The 17,152-nt window shown below is 66.3% G+C and carries 14 protein-coding genes and 1 pseudogene; 8 read left to right on the top strand and 7 right to left on the bottom strand.

Going from position 1 to position 17,152, the window contains the following annotated elements; genetic code table 11:
• Window positions 1-416 precede the first annotated feature (416 nt).
• A complete protein-coding gene (locus G6N67_RS11355) occupies window positions 417-1,298 on the top strand; it encodes an alpha/beta fold hydrolase (RefSeq protein ID WP_036430326.1) in 882 nt (293 codons plus the stop codon).
• A gap of 90 nt (window positions 1,299-1,388) precedes the next feature.
• Here the strand turns inward: G6N67_RS11355 and G6N67_RS11360 are convergent, their stop codons facing one another.
• The 3 genes from G6N67_RS11360 to G6N67_RS11370 form a co-directional block, all read right to left on the bottom strand.
• Window positions 1,389-2,408: an SDR family oxidoreductase gene (locus G6N67_RS11360; RefSeq protein WP_036430328.1), complete on the bottom strand. Its 1,020-nt coding sequence runs from the start codon at window positions 2,406-2,408 to the stop codon at window positions 1,389-1,391.
• A 71-nt stretch (window positions 2,409-2,479) separates the two neighbouring features.
• A complete protein-coding gene (locus G6N67_RS11365) occupies window positions 2,480-3,232 on the bottom strand; it encodes an SDR family oxidoreductase (RefSeq protein ID WP_036430330.1) in 753 nt (250 codons plus the stop codon).
• The gene (locus tag G6N67_RS11370; RefSeq protein WP_036430331.1) at window positions 3,229-4,176 is read right to left on the bottom strand and encodes an alpha/beta hydrolase; all 948 of its coding nucleotides are present in this window, start codon (window positions 4,174-4,176) and stop codon (window positions 3,229-3,231) included. The genes G6N67_RS11365 and G6N67_RS11370 overlap by 4 nt, the downstream gene beginning before the upstream one ends.
• Before the next feature lie 222 nt (window positions 4,177-4,398).
• Between G6N67_RS11370 and G6N67_RS11375 the strand changes: the two genes are divergently transcribed.
• From G6N67_RS11375 to ygiD, 5 genes and pseudogenes are all read left to right on the top strand, one after another.
• Window positions 4,399-7,176: a helix-turn-helix transcriptional regulator gene (locus G6N67_RS11375; protein ID WP_051578557.1), complete on the top strand. Its 2,778-nt coding sequence runs from the start codon at window positions 4,399-4,401 to the stop codon at window positions 7,174-7,176.
• Window positions 7,177-7,327: 151 nt separating this feature from the next.
• Window positions 7,328-8,488: an NAD(P)/FAD-dependent oxidoreductase gene (locus G6N67_RS11380; RefSeq protein ID WP_036430332.1), complete on the top strand. Its 1,161-nt coding sequence runs from the start codon at window positions 7,328-7,330 to the stop codon at window positions 8,486-8,488.
• A gap of 105 nt (window positions 8,489-8,593) precedes the next feature.
• Window positions 8,594-8,704, top strand: a pseudogene (locus G6N67_RS11385) (amidohydrolase family protein); the annotation flags it as partial.
• 127 nt (window positions 8,705-8,831) lie between these two features.
• The gene (locus tag G6N67_RS11390; RefSeq protein WP_036430334.1) at window positions 8,832-9,242 is read left to right on the top strand and encodes an EVE domain-containing protein; all 411 of its coding nucleotides are present in this window, start codon (window positions 8,832-8,834) and stop codon (window positions 9,240-9,242) included.
• A 34-nt stretch (window positions 9,243-9,276) separates the two neighbouring features.
• On the top strand, window positions 9,277-10,041 hold the full coding sequence (ygiD, locus tag G6N67_RS11395) for a 4,5-DOPA-extradiol-dioxygenase (RefSeq protein ID WP_036434827.1): 765 nt from the start codon (window positions 9,277-9,279) through the stop codon (window positions 10,039-10,041).
• A gap of 6 nt (window positions 10,042-10,047) precedes the next feature.
• Here ygiD and G6N67_RS11400 read toward each other — a convergent pair whose 3' ends face one another.
• Genes G6N67_RS11400 through G6N67_RS11410 form a run of 3 tightly spaced genes read right to left on the bottom strand, consistent with a single transcriptional unit; the run spans window position 10,048 to window position 15,501 of the window.
• The gene (locus G6N67_RS11400) at window positions 10,048-13,401 is read right to left on the bottom strand and encodes an ATP-binding protein (RefSeq protein ID WP_036430336.1); all 3,354 of its coding nucleotides are present in this window, start codon (window positions 13,399-13,401) and stop codon (window positions 10,048-10,050) included.
• Window positions 13,391-14,077, bottom strand: a complete 687-nt coding sequence (locus G6N67_RS11405; protein ID WP_036430338.1) for a DUF4194 domain-containing protein — start codon at window positions 14,075-14,077, stop codon at window positions 13,391-13,393. The genes G6N67_RS11400 and G6N67_RS11405 overlap by 11 nt, the downstream gene beginning before the upstream one ends.
• On the bottom strand, window positions 14,074-15,501 hold the full coding sequence (locus G6N67_RS11410) for a DUF3375 domain-containing protein (RefSeq protein WP_036434829.1): 1,428 nt from the start codon (window positions 15,499-15,501) through the stop codon (window positions 14,074-14,076). The genes G6N67_RS11405 and G6N67_RS11410 overlap by 4 nt, the downstream gene beginning before the upstream one ends.
• A gap of 120 nt (window positions 15,502-15,621) precedes the next feature.
• On the opposite strand from G6N67_RS11410, the gene G6N67_RS11415 reads away from it, so the two are divergent.
• The gene (locus tag G6N67_RS11415) at window positions 15,622-16,068 is read left to right on the top strand and encodes a hypothetical protein (RefSeq protein WP_036430340.1); all 447 of its coding nucleotides are present in this window, start codon (window positions 15,622-15,624) and stop codon (window positions 16,066-16,068) included.
• A 10-nt stretch (window positions 16,069-16,078) separates the two neighbouring features.
• Window positions 16,079-16,432: a VOC family protein gene (locus G6N67_RS11420; protein WP_036430342.1), complete on the top strand. Its 354-nt coding sequence runs from the start codon at window positions 16,079-16,081 to the stop codon at window positions 16,430-16,432.
• Here G6N67_RS11420 and G6N67_RS11425 read toward each other — a convergent pair.
• A complete protein-coding gene (locus G6N67_RS11425) occupies window positions 16,429-17,088 on the bottom strand; it encodes a biliverdin-producing heme oxygenase (protein ID WP_036430344.1) in 660 nt (219 codons plus the stop codon). The genes G6N67_RS11420 and G6N67_RS11425 overlap by 4 nt on opposite strands.
• Window positions 17,089-17,152: the final 64 nt, after the last annotated feature.

The raw sequence follows: 17,152 nt of genomic DNA on the forward strand, positions 1-17,152 counted from the left end.
ATCGTAATCGGCACATGTTTGCCATGCGCGCCGCCGCATGCTGAGATGCGCCACCGATTTCCTCCAGTTATCCCAGGTGCAACGGGCCACGTCGAGCCTAACCCGCGCGGCGGACCGACTCTCGCACCAAATAGGTTCGCAGCACGTCAAACCAGCGAAGCCGCCGAAGAGGGTCAGGCCGACGCCGAGCGGCGCCGCCTGGAACTGCTAACCGCGGTGTCAGCGAAAGCTTGGCAGCTCCGGGACGTGGTGTTGTGGACGGGCGTCCCGAAACATCCGCGAGAGCGTGTGTTCGAGGGTCGGGTCGAGTCACCTCAGTCTGGTCGGCCGGCTTCGGTGGTCAGGAGAAGATCTCGGATCGAGAATGGGCGTTACCGAACACTGTTGATTCATTGTGGGCCGCGGCTGGGGTGTGGATGTCCGATAAGTCGGGTTTTCGTAGCGCGGAATCACGAGATCGCTATCTGGCTGTCTATGACCGGGTGCGGTCACTGAGCCCTGTGCGAGACGCTGCCCACGACGTTGCGACTGAGTTCGGGATCGTACGGGTGTACCAGCATGGACCTGCCGGGGGGATTCCGCTGGTCTTGCTGCATTGCTTTTGGGCGACCTCGGCGATGTGGGCCGAGCACATACCGGCCCTGGTAGGTGAATTCACTGTGTACACGGTCGATTTGCTCGGTCAACCTGGTGCGAGTTTGCAGACCAAATCGATGACGACGGCGGATCATTGTGCTCGCTGCATCAACGAGACACTCGACGGGTTGGGCGTGAATGGCGTGCACCTCGTCGGGCACTCGTATGGAGGCTGGACGGCTGCCCAGACTGCAGGGCGGATGCCCGAGCGGTTGGCGTCCGTGACGCTCATCGAACCGTGCAACACCGTGGCCCGATTGTCCGCGAATTTCTGGCGAACCGGGGTTCTGCTACTGCTTCCAGGGGCTGAACGTAAGGAACGCACCATAGCGGAGCTACTCGGTCGTCCGGCGTCAGGCAGCCTTCTCGACAGCGTGATGCAGCTGGTGATGGCTGCCGGCTCAGCTTTCGTTTCTTTCGGCACGCCATTTCCACGTTTCATCCCCGATTCTCTGCTGCGATCGGTCGATGTGCCGGTACAGGTTCTATTGGCCGGAAACACCATTCATGACTCCGCGAAAGGAATCGAGCGGATGCGTCGCGTTGTGCCGTCCTGGAATCATCGTCTGTGGCCGCATTCGTCACAAATGTTGCCCTGTGAGGAAGTCGCTGAGGTCAGTGCCGGTATACGAAACTTCGCCCGACAGCACACCGCGAGATAGCGGGCCAGACTGTCAGCTTGCAGCTGTGTTTTCTGTTGAGCCACAGCCCTTACGGTCTGCGCGTGCGAGATCCGTTGACCCGCGTGGCATTCAGAGCTGATCCAGCAGCGAGCGGGCGGTGTCGAGGATGGTGTCTTCGACCGGTCGTGGTGACCAGCCGAGCAGCGCTTTGGCTTTCGCGTTGCTGATTCGGGGCCGCTTGCCCAACTGTGTCAGCGACTCGCGGAAAGAAGGCTCGGTTTGAGCGAGCCGCCGTACCTCGTCTTCGGAGTATTCACTCACCGGAACCTTGCTGGCGGCATCTCCCAGTCCGGCTCGCAGGACGGAGGCAAGGCGCAGGAAGCTCTGCGGCGGGCCGTCGGCGACGACGAGTATGCGTTCGCCGGCGGCATTTTCAGAAGTCATGGCGCGGATATGTGCATCGGCGACATCGCGTACGTCGACGACGCCGAAGTATTGCGGCACGACCCGTTGCATTTGGCCGGTGAGCATCGCATGTATGAACTGGACCGACGTGGACAGGTGCGTACCGATGGTCGGACCGAAGATACCGACCGGAATGACGGCCGTCAGCTCGGGCTTCGCCCCGTCGTCGGCGACGAAATCCCAGGCGGCTCGCTCAGCGATGGCTTTGGAACGTATGTAGGCGGTGTTGTCGTCGGCGGGATCGGTCCAGTCCTCTTCGGTCCAGTCGTCGGCGCCTTTGGATGAATATCCGACCGCAGCGAATGACGAGGTGAGCACCACGCGCGCGCATTCGGCGTCACGCGCCGCGCGCAGCACACGCAGGGTGCCGTCTCTGGCGGGGGTAATGATCTCGTCATCATTGCGCGGATTCTGCGCCGGGAACGGTGAGGCGATGTGCAACACGTAGCGTGCGCCGCTGACCGCGTCGGCCCACCCGTCGTCGGCAGCCAGATCGGCGACGGCGAACTCGACCGTGCTGGGATCAAGACCTTGGGAGGCGACGTTGTGACGCACTTCGTCGGCGCGCGCTTCACTGCGCACCGCCGCGCGTACTCGGTAATCCTGCCTGAGCAACTGGTTCACAACGTGGCTGCCGACGTAGCCCGCCGCCCCGGTCACCAGCACTAACGACTTCTTTGCCATGATGTTCCCCACTCCTACCGAAAACTGTTGTAACGCAGTATATTTCGCTTATAGTCTGGCGACGCAGTTGCTCATCGGCCAGCGAGATAGTCGGCCAACCGGGTGGAAGCGATGATCGCGTCGGGATCATCGTCGCCGGTGACCAGGCTGTACTGATTCACCGGCGTGCCGAAGTAGGTTGCTGCCGGGTCGACCACGACCGCGGCCTGATGGCCACGCTGGGTCGTCACTGCCTCAGCCAGCTCGGCGAAGGTCATCTTTTCCGGTCCACCGATATCGATCACAGCGTTGCTGGGCTCGCGCTGGGCCACCGCCGCGAGCTCGGCGGCGACGTCGGCCCCCGCGATGGGCTGGATACGCGCGTCTGGAGCGTGGATCTCGTCCCCGACCAGCATGGAGCCGACGATCATGTCGGCGAACTCGTGGAACTGCGTGGCCCGCACGATGGTGTAGGGCACCCCGGAATCGGTGATGGTGCGTTCCTGCACCACTTTGGCCCGCATGTATCCACTGTCGGACAATGCGTCGGCACCCACGATCGACAATGCCACGTAATGGCTCACACCCGCGGCCTTGGCAGCCGCGGTGAGATTCGCCGATGACGCGGTGAAGAAGGCCATCGCCGGTCCGTCGTCGAACGACGGAGAGTTCGTCACGTCGACGAGAACCTGCGCTGCGGCCACCGCCTCCCGCAGTCCCGCGCCGGTCAGCACGTCAACGCCGGTTCGGCGCGCTGCACCGACGACGTCATGCCCAGCCGCGATGAGCAGATCAACCACCTTCGACCCGATCTGACCGGTGGCCCCGACAACGGTGACTCTCATTTCTGGAACGCTTTCCGCAGAGTGTGAATTGCCAATTCGACCGCCGCAGTCGCCGCCGCGGTCTCGCGAACCGAGTTGAGCATCATGAAGTCGTGAATGATGCCGTTGAACCGGATGCTGGTCGCGCGCACACCGGCCGCGGTGAGCTTGCGGGCGTAGGCCTCGCCCTCGTCGCGCAGCACGTCGTTCTCGTCGACGATCACCAGCGCCGACGGTAGACCCCGCAAGTCGTCGATGGTGGCGCGCAGCGGTGAGGCGGTGATCTCCGAGCGCATCGCGACCTCGGGCAGATAACAGTCCCAGAACCACGCCATCGCCTTGGCGGTCAGAAACGGCCCCTCGGCGAACTCGCGATAGCTACCCGTGTCCTGACCGGCGTCGGTCACCGGGTAGTACAGCGATTGATGGACAAGTGTGACGTCGCCGCGCTGCTTGGCCATGATCGCGACCGCCGCAGCCATATCACCGCCGACCGAATCACCGGCCACAGCCAGCCTCGCCGCGTCCAACCCTTCGGTGGCGCCGTGCTGAGTGATCCACTGCGCGGTGGCATAAGCCTGTTCGATCGCAACGGGATACTGCGCCTCCGGTGAGCGGTCGTACTCCACGAACGCCACCGCTGCGTGCGCACCCACGGCCAACTCACGCACCAGCCGGTCATGGGTGGCAGCATTGCCCAGCACCCAGCCCCCGCCGTGGATGTAGAGGACCACCGGCAGCGTGCCCTGCGCCTCCGGTGGCGTTACGATCCGCACCCCTACATCACCGTGATCACAGGCCACCGTGACCCAGCGTTCCGCGACATCGAGCTTGTCGATCGGCGCGGCCTGTAGATCGTCGAGCACCTTGCGAGCACCGTCAGGGCCCAGTTCGTAAAGGGACGGGGCGTTCGCGGCCGCATCGGCGAACTCCCGGGCCGCCGGTTCGAGCACGTGATCAGTCATACCGCCAGCCTGCCAACGTGGCACGGCGCCAGACACCACGGAAACCCCGTAGTTCTGCTGCCCAGGCAGCGTGCCGCACCTCACGTCGGCTGCCACCCGCGATGCCGTGCGAGGCGCCCTCGCCTGTGCCAACATCGACACAGTCGGAGACGTGGCCGGGGGTCGGCCGCAACCCACCAGGGTGGGCCCATCCCACCGCGACGAAGGGCAGCGAAGAACGGCATGGCCCCCGAATCAGCTACAGCTCTGCGCGGGCGAGAAGCAGAAGAGGGATGCCTGCGCGAACTGCTCACCCAGATCCGATCAGGGAGCAGCCGGGCTGTCGTCTTGTGCGGTGAAGCCGGCATCGGCAAGACGGCGCTGATGACCTGGTTGCGCGAAACAGCTGATGGCTTCCACGTCCTCAGCGCCCGCGGCGTCGAATCCGACGTCGAACTGGCCTATGCCGGACTGCACGAGCTGTGCGGGCCGCTTCTCGACCACCGCGCCGCTTTACCGCCGCCGCAGCGCCGCGCGGTGGAAACCGCCTTCGGCCTCCGAGATGGCGCCGCGCCGCAGCGCTTCCTCGTCGGCTTGGCAGTGCTGGGTTTGCTGGCCGCTGCCAGCCGGCAACGCCCCGTGCTGTGTCTCGTCGATGACGTGCACTGGCTCGACAGCGCCTCACAAGACACGCTGTTCTTCATCGCCCGCCGCCTGAGCGCCGAGCCGGTCGGGATGATGTTCGCGTTGCGCGACCCGATCGACAACATGAACGGGATCCCCACCATGAGCGTGACCGGACTGTCTGACAACGCCGCGAAACAACTCCTGATCGACACCTTTCCCGGGCGATTCGACCAAGCCGTCGCCGACCGCATCGTCGCCGAGACGCGTGGAAATCCGCTGGCATTGCTGGAGATCCCCAAAGGCCTGACCGTGGCCGATCTGGCCGGCGGCTACCACCACCCCGATGCCCATCCCACTGCGACAACGATCGAACGCCATTACAGCCGCACCCTGCACGACCTTCCCCGCGACACTTGTCACCTCCTCTTGCTCGCCGCCGCCGAACCCGTAGGTGATCCCGCTCTTCTCTACCGCGCCATGGCACACCTCGGACTCAAACACAGCGCACTAGATGCCGCCGTGGCAGCCAAACTCATTCGGATCGCCGCACGCGTCGAGTTCCGCCACCCGCTGCTGCGTGCAGCCGCCTACCGTGCAGCCACCCCCGAAGCACGCCGCGAAGTCCACGCTGCGTTGGCTGCCACCACCGACGCGGACCTGGATCCTGACCGGCGAGCATGGCATCGCGCCGCCGCCGCCGATGCCCCCGACGAGGACGTCGCCCGCGAACTGGAATCCGCAGCGGGCCGAGCACGCCAACGCGGCGGAACCGCCGCGACCGCCGCCTTCCTCACCCGCGCCGTCGAACTCACGCCCGACGCCGCCTCCCGTGGCCGACGAGCCCTCGACGCCGCAGAAGCGCACCGCCACATCGCATCATTCGATGCAGCAGGCCGCCTCCTCGCCGCCGCGGCACTGACCCCACTGACCAACCATCAACGCGCACGACTGACCCAACTCCAGACCCGCTTGGCCTTCTCGACCGCGCGAACCAGCCGAAGCGCCGATGCGCTCGCCGACACCGTGGTCCAATTCGCCCAAACCGCACAGCACGCCGCGGCGCTGGATCCCACATTGGCGACCGAAACATCGCTCGACGCGCTCAGTGCGGCAATGTACGTCGGCCGCCACGACACCACCGGAGCCATGGGCGCCATTGCCCGCACCCTCACCTCTCCCACATCACACCGACGTGCCACCACACCAGCCCATCACCTCACCTTCGCGCTGGCCACCCGGATCACCGAAGGGCCCGCCGCCGCGATGTCGGCGATGCAAAACGCAATCGCAACCGTCAGCAACCACCTACGCGGCGACGACCACACCACAATGGACTGGCTCTGGCGCGCCTACCCCATCGCGCACGAAGCCCTCGTCCATGAAACGTGGGACGACCACGGTTGGGCCGAGCTGGCCGATCACGCGATACGGAACGCAACCATCAATGGCGCCCTCACCATGCTGCCCGCCGCATTGATCTCACGCGCCGGCGCGCACATCGACGCCGGGCAATACACCGCCGCCAACAACCTCATCGTCGAAGCCGAAAGCATCTACGCCGCAATCAACTACACCCCTCCGAAATACCACAGGCTCACCCTCGCGGTCTGGAGCGGCGACGAAGCATCGGCCACGCAACTGGTCAACGCCGCGCATCGCGATGCCGCCCTACGCGGGGAAGGCCGGCTTTCCGGCTTGGCCCACTACGCCACCGCAGTCCTCAACAACGGCCTCGGCCGCTACCAAGTTGCGCTGCAAGCCGCGGTCACCGCCCACCAGTACGACGACCTCGGCATCCACGGACGCGTTCTGCTCGAACTGATCGAAGCCGCGACCCGCGCCGACGACCACCCGACAGCGACCGAAGCGCTGGCACACCTCACCGAACGCACCACCGCCAGCGGCACCGAATGGGCCCTCGGAGCACTGGCCCGCTCACGCGCCCTGCTCGCCACCGGCCCGGCCGTCGAAGACCTCTACCTCGAAGCTATTCACCGCCTACAACAAACACCACTCGCCACCCATCTGGCCCGTGCTCGCCTGCTCTACGGAGAATGGCTGCGTCGCAGACGCCGCCCGACCCAAGCCCGCGAACCACTGCGCACCGCCCACGAACAGTTCACCCAGATCGGCGCGACCGCCTTTGCCGAGCGGGCCCGGCGAGAACTGCTCGCCGCCGGCGACAAGCCCCGCAGCACCCGACCAACCGCCGGTAGCGACCTCAGCCCGCAGGAACGTCAAATCGCCCAACTCGCCGGCACCGGACTGACCAACCAAGAGATCGCCGCGCAGATGTTCATCAGCGCCCACACCGTCGAATGGCACCTGCGAAAAGTATTCGCCAAACTTCAGATCCGCTCGCGCCGAGAACTGCGCAACTCACCTATCAACTGACGCGCATCGGATCGGCCGTTCGACAAATCGGATCAGCTCGACCGCTCACCCGGGAACTACGAACTTTCCGTGGTCCTTCACCACCTCAACCCGTGCCATCGTCAATTGCTGCGAGCGCGTTGCCGAACGGCGGACTGACCGAGGAGAACATATGACAACCACCACCCGCGTCGTGGTCATCGGCGGCGGCTACGCCGGCGTGCTGGCCGCCAACCGACTGAGCCGGCGCACCGACATCGACATCACTGTCGTGAATCCGCGGCCGACTTTCGTCGAACGAATCCGCCTGCATCAGTTGGTGGCCGGAAACGACGACGCCGTAGCGGATTACCCGACGATCCTGAGCGACCGCGCAAAGCTGGTGGTCGACAGCGCCGAACGCATCGACAGCGCCGCCCACCAAGTGCGATTGGCCTCGGGCGCCACGCTGGGCTACGACTACCTGATCTACGCCGTCGGCAGCACCGCCCCAACGCCCGCAGACGTGCCAGGAGCCAGCGAGTTCGCCTATCCGCTCGGAGAATTGGAGGCAGCACAGCGACTGGCGGCTCGAATGGCTGACATTCCGCTGAACGCTCCGGTCGTTGTCGTCGGCGGCGGCCTGACCGGCATCGAAGCCGCTGCCGAATTCGCTGAAGCGGGCCGCAACGTCACCCTTGTCACGAGCGCTCTGGGGCCAACGTTGGCCAAAGGTGGCCGCCGCTCGGTGGCCAAGCGGCTGAAGAAACTGGGTGTCACCGTCCTCGACAACACCACAGTCGCCCAGATCGACGCTGACCGAATCCTGTTGCGCGACGGGCACGAGCTGCCCAGTGCGGTCACTGTGTGGACCGCCGGATTCGGTGTTCCAAAGCTGGCCGCCGACAGCAATCTACGCACCGACCGACTCGGCCGGCTACTCACGGATGAAACCCTCACCAGCATCGACGATCCCAAGATCGTCGCCGCCGGCGACGCCGCATCCCCGTCGGGACAGCCGTTGCGGATGAGCTGTCAACTCGCCATGCCGCTGGCCTCACAGGCCGCCGACACCGTGCTGGCCCGCATGGCCGGTACCGAGCCCGGAACCCTGAATCCCGCCTCGGTGGGGCAGTGCATCAGCCTTGGCCGCCACGGCGGCATCATCCAGATGTCGCACCTCAACGACCAGGCCATGCACATGCACATCGGCGGTCACCTCGCGGCGCGCATCAAAGAGGCAGTGTGTAAGGGCACACTTTCGTTTCTGGCAAAAGAAGCCCGCAAACCAGGCAGTTACTTCTGGCCGCGCGGCGGCAACCGAGCGAAGACACTGACGAAACACACTGCTTGACAACGCAATAGGCAACAACGGACTGGCCGCCGCCTGCGGTCAGTGCGCTACCAAAACCAAGACGTTGTCGACGTGCAGGTCTTCCTGTCTGCCCACGTGGGCATCGATTTCGCGGGCCCTTATTTCGACACCGCGTTGTCCTCGACGGCTGCCGCGCTGCCATCACTGTTGGCGTTCGCGAAACCCGCGCACATCACGTTCGGGTCTGATCGACCGCACTACTGCGCTGACGTTGTTCCCTCGCGCCGAAACTACGGTTTCTGCTGCAGTTGGCCCGGAATCTCGGCACAAACCGTAGTTTCGGCGGTGGGAGTTTGTCAGAGCCCGCGCGTAGCGTGCGGTCATGACCTACTGGATCAACACCGTCAGCCGCGGTCACGTGGCGCGCGGCGTGGCCGGTGGCTTCACGCAGGCCAACCACGGCAAGCCGCACATGCTGCGCAAAATGGAACGCGGCGACTGGATCATCTTCTACTCGCCCAAGACCGACTATCCGGACGGTGCGCCGCTGCAGGCCTTCACCGCGATCGGCCAGGTCACCGACGACGAGCCCTACCGGGCCCAGATGACGCCCGACTTCCAGCCGTGGCGCCGCGCGGTGGAGTTCCTGCCGTGCACCGAGGCACCGATCCGGCCCCAGCTCGACGACCTGGACTTCATCGAGGACAAGGCGCGGTGGGGCTACCGGTTCCGGTTCGGGGTCTTCCAGATCGACGAGCACGATTTCGACGTGATCCGCGCGGCGATGACGTAGCCGCGCGAATACCCTCGGAACCATGACAGCGCTCATGCCCGCGGCGTTCATCGGCCACGGCAGCCCGATGAACGCCATCGAGACCAACCGGTACACCGAGGCCTGGCGGTCCTTCGGTGCGGCCGCGCCGCGACCCCGGGCGATCCTGGTGGTCAGCGCGCACTGGTACATCAACGCCACCGCCGTCACCGCCATGCCGCGACCTCGCACCATCCACGACTTCTACGGGTTTCCCCGGGAACTGTTCGACGTGCAGTACCCCGCGCCGGGGCTGCCCGAGCTCGCCGAGGAGATCAGCGACACCGTGCACCCGACCTGGGTCGGCGCCGACGTGGACAGCTGGGGCATCGACCACGGCACCTGGTCAGTGCTGGTGCACGCGTTTCCCGACGCGTCGATCCCGGTGGTGCAACTCGCGATCAACGCCAACGAGCCGGCCGACTATCACCTGGCGCTCGGCGCCAAGCTCGCCCCGCTGCGCGCCGCCGGGGTGTTGATCGTGACGAGTGGCAACATCGTGCACAACCTGCGCGCCATGGACGGTGCCCAGCCCGACGGCGGTTACGACTGGGCGCAGCGGTTCGACGGCGCCGCACGTGCCCAGCTGACCGACTCCCCGGGCGACATCCTCACTGTCGACGCGCACTCGGACTATCACCGTGCCGTGCCCACGCCCGACCATTTCCTGCCGATGGTCTACTTCGCGGGGCTGGCGGCCGCAGCCGAGACCCCTGTCGACACGCTGGTCAGTGGGTACACGTTCGGATCGTTGTCGATGACGTCCTACACCCTGCAGTAGTCGGGCTCACACCGGCTCAGGCACCTTGACCTCGGCCAAACCCTTTCGCAGCGCGGTGAAGTCGCTGATGGTCTTGGAAGCCACCGATGCGACGGGGCGCGCGTTGCGACCGGTGGCCTCGGTCTTGGACACCATCACGACGCTGTCGATGTAGGGCTGGATGGTGGTCGCGTTCTGCACCGTCGCCACGATGATCAGCTGGAAGCCGAACTTGCGGAACGCCTGCAGCGCTTGCGAGGCGAACTGCGGGTCGGACTTGGAGAACGCCTCGTCGAGCATGAGCTGCGCGAAAACCGGGGTGTTGTCCCGGCTTTCGGGGTTGGCGAGGTTGAAGCTCAGCGCGCCCGCCAGGCAGAAGGCCATGAGCTTCTCCTGCTCACCACCCGAATTGTCACCGGCGTTGCTGTGCGTCCGGATGAGCTCGTCGCTGCGCACATCCCATTCCGCACAGTCGAATGTGAACCGGTTACGCACGTCTAGCGCGTCACGGGTCCAGGCGCGGTCTTCAGGTGCGGTGCTGGCCAACCGGTTTCGCAACCGCAGGATGTCGGCGTACTGCTCGAGGATGGCCTTCTTGTCGCCCAGGCCCACCTCGGCTATGCGCCGCGAGATGGCCTTGACGATGTCGGTGAGCTCGGCGACCGCGGCCAGATGCCGGGGGGTCGCGCGCAGCGTCAGGCGCGTGCCGGTGTTGAACTCGACGGCCCCCAAACCCGTGTTGACGCGGTCGATCTGCTCGCTGATGCGGCGGGTCTCCTGCTCGGCCACGCGGTGCAGCGTCAGGATCGCGTCGGGGGCCTGCTCGGTGATGAGCCGCATCATGCGGTCGTACGCGTCGGGCAGTTCACGCTCGTCGATGTGCCGGCACACCGCGACGTAATCGTGCACGCGTTCGTCGAAATCGTCCGAGTCGTTGGGGATCGCGTCGGGGAACGACGTGTCGAACGTCGAGATGATCCGCGCGAGCTCGTCGTATGAGCGCCTGCGGCTTTCGGTCAGCTGATCGCGTTCGCGCCGGATCGCGGTGAACAGCGCGTCACGGTGCGGCTCCGGGTTGAGCAGTTCCAGGTCGACCGGAATCTCGGCGGCATAGCGGCGCAACAGCTCGGTCACCGGTTCGGAGACCGCGGGCGGGCTCAGCCGTTCCTGAAGCTCCAGCAGCCGGGTGCGCCGCCCGTCGAGGTCGTCGCGGCGGGTCTGGATCGCGCCGCGCCGCGTCATGAGCGTCTGGATGTCGGTCCAGCACTGCTCGGCCCGGGCACTGAGCGCCTCGATGTCGGGATTGTCGGCCAGCAGCAACTCGTACTGTTCGCGCAGCCGCTCGGCGTGCCCATCGGCGGTCTCGGTGTCGATGTGGCTCCACTGCGGGAACTGCTCGTAGATCGCCTTGCACGCCGACGCGCGGTCCCGCCACTGCTGCCGCTGCGCCGCGATCTCGTCGGCCGCGCGGCGGGCCTGCTCGAACGCCTCCTCGGCTTCGGCCAGTTCGACGTTCAAAGCGTCCAGCTTGGCGGTGATGTCGCCCTGATAGATGTACTCGGACGGTTTGAGCGGGCGCCGGTCGTCCTTGATGGCCAGCCGGTCCGAGTCCTTGTACAGGCCCGTGTCGGTGACCGCGCGGCGGAACCGCGAGAACACGTCAGGGGTGTCGACGCACAGGTGATCACCCGCCGCGGCGATCACGTCCAAAGCCTCGGCCGCGCACGGGTGTTCGGGACGGACCACGAAGAGCTTGCCCGCCAATGTGTTCGGCTCGGGTTCACGACCGCTCGCGGTGCTGCGCACGTGATGCAGCGCCAGCCGGCCGCGCATGTTGGTCTCGTTGACGAACCGCAAAACCTTGGCGTAGTGCCGATCCGGCACCAGGAGCCGCAGGCCCACGGACCGCAACACTTTCTCGACCGCGACGCGCCAGCGGGTCTGGTCCGGCTGCAGATCCAGCAGTTCGGCCACGTACGGCAGCTCGTCGGAATCCACACCGATTGCCGCACAGATGTGTTCCCGCATCGCGACCGCGGACTCGGGCAGCGCCGACCCGACGTGTTCGACGCGCTTGAGTTCTTTCATGGCGTGGTCGCGGGCGATGCGGGCCGACTTCTGGGCGTACTCGGCGTCCGTCGATGCTTCGCGGCCGAGGTCCAGATTGGTCAGCATCTCGGCGGCCTGCCGGGTGAACTCTTCCCGCAGGTTCCAGAATTCGTCGGCGTTGTCCGGCGCCGCCACGCCCTGCGCCGTCACGAGCTCCTCGTAGGCCGCGCGGCGCCGTGACACTTCCTCGGCCTGCGCCTCGGCAGCGGTCACCTGGGCCTGCAGTGGCGCGACGTTGGCGCTGGCCCCGTTGATCTGGGCGTTGATCGAATCGCCTTCGACCTTGGCGAGATTCAGCTGACGGGTCAGGTCGGCGTATTCGTTGTCCAGCTGGTTGACTTCCGTGTCCAGCGACTCGATCTGGGCCGGGCACTGCTGCAGCCGCACATGGTCGGTGTAGGCCCGCACGATCGGCATGTCGATCAGGTCGATGATGCCCAGATCGGTGGACTCCGACGCATACCGCTGCTGGATGGCCTCGATATCACCCAGGATCTTGCGCTTGCGCTGCGCGACGGCCAGCAGTTCGCGGGCCTCGACCAGCGGATCGATCTGCTTGAGCGCCTCGGGCAGCCGGGCCAGGCTGTCGGGTTCGTCGAGCATGAAGTCACGCACGAACTGTTCCAGTCCGCCAACGCTTTTCAGGGACTTGGCCTTACCCAGCAGCTGCTGGGCCGCGTCGGACGCCCGGATGCCGATGCTGGCGTACAACTGCGCCAGGTACTGCGATTCCACCTTGGTGGAGAACCGCCAGCCGTCACCCTTGAACACGTTGCCGTCGAATCGCCCTGCGGCCCAACGGTTGCACACGTCCTCGATGTCGAGGTCACCGTCGCCGATCACGAAGCGGCTCGACGAGTCCGAGCGTGATTCCCCGGTCAGCCACTTCAACACCAGGCCCGTGATGGTGCGCCCGCTGTTGCTCCGGTACGTGACGGCCACGGCCGACCACGTGGTCCCGTCGCCGCGCAGGTACATCACCTGGCTGCTGCCCGCATCGCTGCGTTGGCCCCACGCACCGCGCACGTACTTGTCGACCGTGCGGCGCCCCGCGCTGGAACCGGCGGCGGTGTTGTCGCCCGAGGCGTTGAAGTTGCGCCGGTTGAACGGCAGGAAGCCCAGTGAGATGGCGTCCAGCAGTGAGGATTTCCCGCTGCCGGAGGCGCCGGCGATCAGCGACCCGCCCGCGCTGAACGGAATCGAGTGGTAGCCGTCGAACACGCCCCAGTTGATGATCTGCAGGCGCGACAGGTGGAACTGTTCACTCGTCATCGGAGCCGCCCTTCATCAGTGCCTCGAACTGCTGCTGCAGCTCGGTGATCACCGACGCCGTCATGATGGCGCTGATCACGGGGCTCACGGTGTAGCTGTCCTCGTCGTCGCGGGTCTTGCGGAGGATGTCCAGTCCGGCGAGCCGGGCGATGGCGCCGTCGATGCGTGCGGTGAACGTCACGGCGTCGCGGTCGGTGTCGTTGAGCACGCCCGCGAACAGCCCGTGGATCTCGTCGCGCGTGATCATGAAGCTCTGGTCCCCCGCGGCGCGCATCATCTGGGCCAGGTGCAAGGCCAGGATCGAATCGTAGGTGCCGAGCGGTTCGCGCCGCAAAAGCTTGATGCCCCTGGCGGATTCGTAGCGGGCCTGCTCGACGTAGGCGATGTCGACATTTTCGGCGATCCGCAGCTGCAGATCCAACTCGGACAGCCGGACCGCGAGGTCCGAGCGGTACTCCAGGATCCAGCTGTACACGTCACGGTCGGACTCGCTGCTGATGTAGCGGCGCGTCAGCAGGTGCTGCAGCGCCCAGCAGGCCCGGTCCGGCATGGCACTCACGTCGCCGTCGAACCGGGGCCGGCGCTGTTGTGGCGCCCGGCCGTTGCGGTCGACCTCGGGCAACGACGCGAAATCGATTGCCGCGTCCTGTGGTTCTGCGGTGTTCTCCGTCGTCACGACGCTCCTCCCAGCACGGGCTCGGTGAACATCAGGTTGGGCACCTCGATCTCGCGGTCACGGCCGTCGAGCGACCGGAACCGCACCGTGGCCGGCTCGGCATGCTGGGCGCCCGGTTGTTTGAGCGCCCACGACCACAGCACGATCACGTGACCGAGATACGCCGAGTCGAGCTTGGCGACCGCGTCCGGCAGCGACAGCGGCGCGTCGCGCAGCGCGGTGTTGATCATCTCCGACATCGCGGGCGCGTCGACCTGCGTGGTCAGCGCCGCGAACGTCGACAGATCGACCTCGCCTTCGGCGATCTGCGCCGGTTTGGGTGCCGAGAGGTCGTTGATCTTGAAGCTCAGCGCGCCGACCGAGCTGATGGCGTGGCGCGCGAGCGGGACGTCGATGGGCAGCCGCGAATCGGTCAGCGAGACCTTGAGCAGGGCCCTCGCTGCACCGATGGCGTCGTTGAGCTGGCGGGCCACGCCGCGAGTCTGTTCGAGCGTGCCGAACGCCGTGAACCGCTTGATGCGCTGCGCGCAGCGCTGCTGAATGCGTTCGACCTCGTCGATCTGGTGGCCGACCAGCTCGAAGAACCCGGCCATGACCTTGCGCAGCTCGGGATCCAGCTCCGGCAGCGTCGCGGCGACCGTGGCGATGTCGGCCTCGAACTCGGCGCGCTGCTGAGGGTCGTTGATCATCCGCAGGAACGCGCGGTGCGAGTCGCGGCCCGCCGAGTCCCACGCGGCCTGGTAGTCGGCGTACATCTGGCGCTGGCGGTCGCGGTACTCGATGTTGCTGTCGATCGGGTCGTCCAGCGCGTGGGTGGCCTGCTCGATCATGGTGCCGTACAGCCCGATGTCGGTGATCAGGCGTTCCATCTGCATGGCGATGGCGCGGGCCTCGTCGTACATGGCCGTCACGTCGGGCTCGGGCCGCAGCCCGGCATCGAGTTCGTCGAGCTCGGCGTGCAGGGCTGCGATCTCGGCTTCGATGCCTGCGCGGATGCGGTCCGGATCGTTGCCGACGCGCACGGCGACCTGCTTGAGGCGGGACGCGATCCCGTTGATCGAGCCGCCGGTCGCGATCGTGTCGTTACGGCGCAGGCCGCGCACGAAGTCCAGCGCCCGGCGCGCGTCCTGCGTCAGGTAGCAGATGTTGCGCTCGTGCTCGGCGCGGTGATCCACCACACGGTGCAGCCAACCCTGGCTCGCCCATGTCTTGATCAGCGCCAGGCCGGATTGCTCGCCCGATTCGCCCAGTGCCTCCAGATCCCGCTCCAGGCGCACCACGAGCTCGGTCTCGGCGATCATCCCGCCGGCCAGGTGACGCTCCATCAGCGTCGCGTACACGCCCAGGTTGAGGGTGGCCAGCAGCCGGACCGCACGCGAGCCCTGAACATCGCGGTTGAGTTCGAGTAACTCGGCGGCCGACATCACCGCGTTGTCGTCCACTGCACTCCCCCGTTTGCTGTTCGCCAGACGGTCCAAGATAGGCCACGCCACCGACATCGCGCAGCTTCGGGTTGGCGCCGCGCAGACCATAGGCTGCGCAGGATGAGGCTTCTCTGCGTGGTCCTGGCTTCGCTCGTCGTCCTGACCGGCTGCACGTCGGCGATCGCAGGCACCCCGACCGCGGCACCGGTCGACGACGAATGGCGCAACGCCGTCAGAGGCGCGGTGGGCGGCCTCGGAACCGCGCTCGGCCCGGTCGGCGACGCGATGGGCAACAACGACTACCAGGCCCTGCGCCCGGCGTGCGACGCGCTCGGCTCCTATCTCGACACCATGCAGCGCAACGTGCTGCCGGGGCCCGACGTCAACGTGAACGCGGCACTGCAGGACGGCATCGACGAATTTCACGGCGTGGCCACGCAGTGCGCGGCCCTGACCCCGGCCAGCACCCCGGCCGACCTGCAGCGGCTCAGCAAGTCGATCGACAGGGCCCACAAGCGGATCGACGACGCACTCAAGCTCCTCGGGATCGAGATCCCGAAGCCGTAGGCTGCACAAAATGAGTGACAAGGACGTCCGGATGATCGTGCTGTCGACCGACAACCTCGACGAATCGATCAAGTTCTACAGCGAGACACTCGGCATGCCGCTCAAGTTCCGCGACGGAGCCCACTTCGCGGCCCTCGACGGCGGATCCATCACGCTGGCGCTCGCGACCGCTGTCGACCACCCGATCCCCGGCCAGGTCGTGGTCGGCATCAAGACGGCCGATGTCGACGGCGCGGCCAAGGCCATCGAGGAGAGCGGCGGCGGCATCGTGAAAGCGCCGTACGACGACGCACACGAGCGCCGCGCCGTGGTCTACGACAACAAGGGCAACGGGCTGGTCTTCTACAGCCCGCTCAACCGCTAGCGGCGGTACGCGGGAAGGTTCTCGGCGAGTTCGTCGAACAGCCGCTGGTTGAGGCGGAAGGCGATCTTGACCTCGTCGACCGCGCGCGCGATGCCTTCGGCATCGAACTGCAGCCCATCGAGGGCAGACCGGTACGCGTCCTTGTACGGCTTGGTGCGCACGCCGAACGTGTAGAACGACAGGCCCGCGCCACCCAACTCGAAGGTGCGGTCGAGCATCCGGCCGATCACCTGCCCGCCGGAGAGGTCGCCGAGGTAGCGCGTGTAGTGGTGCGCCACGAGGGCCCCACCCCACGAGGCCTCCGCGATCCGCTCGCGGTAGGCCGCAGCGGCCGGGGAGGCGGCCTCGCGGGAAGCGCCGGGCGCCCAGTGCTCCAGGTCGGCGTCGATCGCGGCGAGACGCTCGAGCGCGGGGTCGTACACGGCCGCCACCAGCGGGTCGTCGCGCCGCGCCCGCACGGCGTCCTCCAATGTGGCGTAGACGCCCCTCAGCCGCAGCAGATAGTCGACATAGCCCTGTTCGTTGACCCGCCCGGACATCAGCTCGGAGACGAACGACGACCCCTCGGCGGCATCGTGCTCGGCAGCCGACCCCTCTTTCAGGGCAACGGACAGGGTCCGGTCGTCCTCGGTTCGTACGGGTGCGCTCACCGGCATGCTTAGACTCCCCATCGCTGACAAGTTGTCAAAACGATTATGACAACTTGTCAGGAAATTAGCA

Origin of the sequence: Mycolicibacterium mageritense (assembly GCF_010727475.1) — a bacterium.
GTDB classification, from domain to species: Bacteria; Actinomycetota; Actinomycetes; order Mycobacteriales; family Mycobacteriaceae; genus Mycobacterium; species Mycobacterium mageritense.

What these genes read in the sequence shown, in the direction of transcription:
- G6N67_RS11355 (WP_036430326.1), top strand. Translation starts at nt 417, where the DNA reads ATGTCCGATAAGTCGGGTTTTCGTAGCGCGGAATCACGAGATCGCTAT.
- G6N67_RS11360 (WP_036430328.1), bottom strand. Translation starts at nt 2,408, where the DNA reads ATGGCAAAGAAGTCGTTAGTGCTGGTGACCGGGGCGGCGGGCTACGTC.
- G6N67_RS11365 (WP_036430330.1), bottom strand. Translation starts at nt 3,232, where the DNA reads ATGAGAGTCACCGTTGTCGGGGCCACCGGTCAGATCGGGTCGAAGGTG.
- G6N67_RS11370 (WP_036430331.1), bottom strand. Translation starts at nt 4,176, where the DNA reads ATGACTGATCACGTGCTCGAACCGGCGGCCCGGGAGTTCGCCGATGCG.
- G6N67_RS11375 (WP_051578557.1), top strand. Translation starts at nt 4,399, where the DNA reads ATGGCCCCCGAATCAGCTACAGCTCTGCGCGGGCGAGAAGCAGAAGAG.
- G6N67_RS11380 (WP_036430332.1), top strand. Translation starts at nt 7,328, where the DNA reads ATGACAACCACCACCCGCGTCGTGGTCATCGGCGGCGGCTACGCCGGC.
- G6N67_RS11390 (WP_036430334.1), top strand. Translation starts at nt 8,832, where the DNA reads ATGACCTACTGGATCAACACCGTCAGCCGCGGTCACGTGGCGCGCGGC.
- ygiD (WP_036434827.1), top strand. Translation starts at nt 9,277, where the DNA reads ATGCCCGCGGCGTTCATCGGCCACGGCAGCCCGATGAACGCCATCGAG.
- G6N67_RS11400 (WP_036430336.1), bottom strand. Translation starts at nt 13,401, where the DNA reads ATGACGAGTGAACAGTTCCACCTGTCGCGCCTGCAGATCATCAACTGG.
- G6N67_RS11410 (WP_036434829.1), bottom strand. Translation starts at nt 15,501, where the DNA reads ATGTCGGCCGCCGAGTTACTCGAACTCAACCGCGATGTTCAGGGCTCG.
- G6N67_RS11415 (WP_036430340.1), top strand. Translation starts at nt 15,622, where the DNA reads ATGAGGCTTCTCTGCGTGGTCCTGGCTTCGCTCGTCGTCCTGACCGGC.
- G6N67_RS11420 (WP_036430342.1), top strand. Translation starts at nt 16,079, where the DNA reads ATGAGTGACAAGGACGTCCGGATGATCGTGCTGTCGACCGACAACCTC.
- G6N67_RS11425 (WP_036430344.1), bottom strand. Translation starts at nt 17,088, where the DNA reads ATGCCGGTGAGCGCACCCGTACGAACCGAGGACGACCGGACCCTGTCC.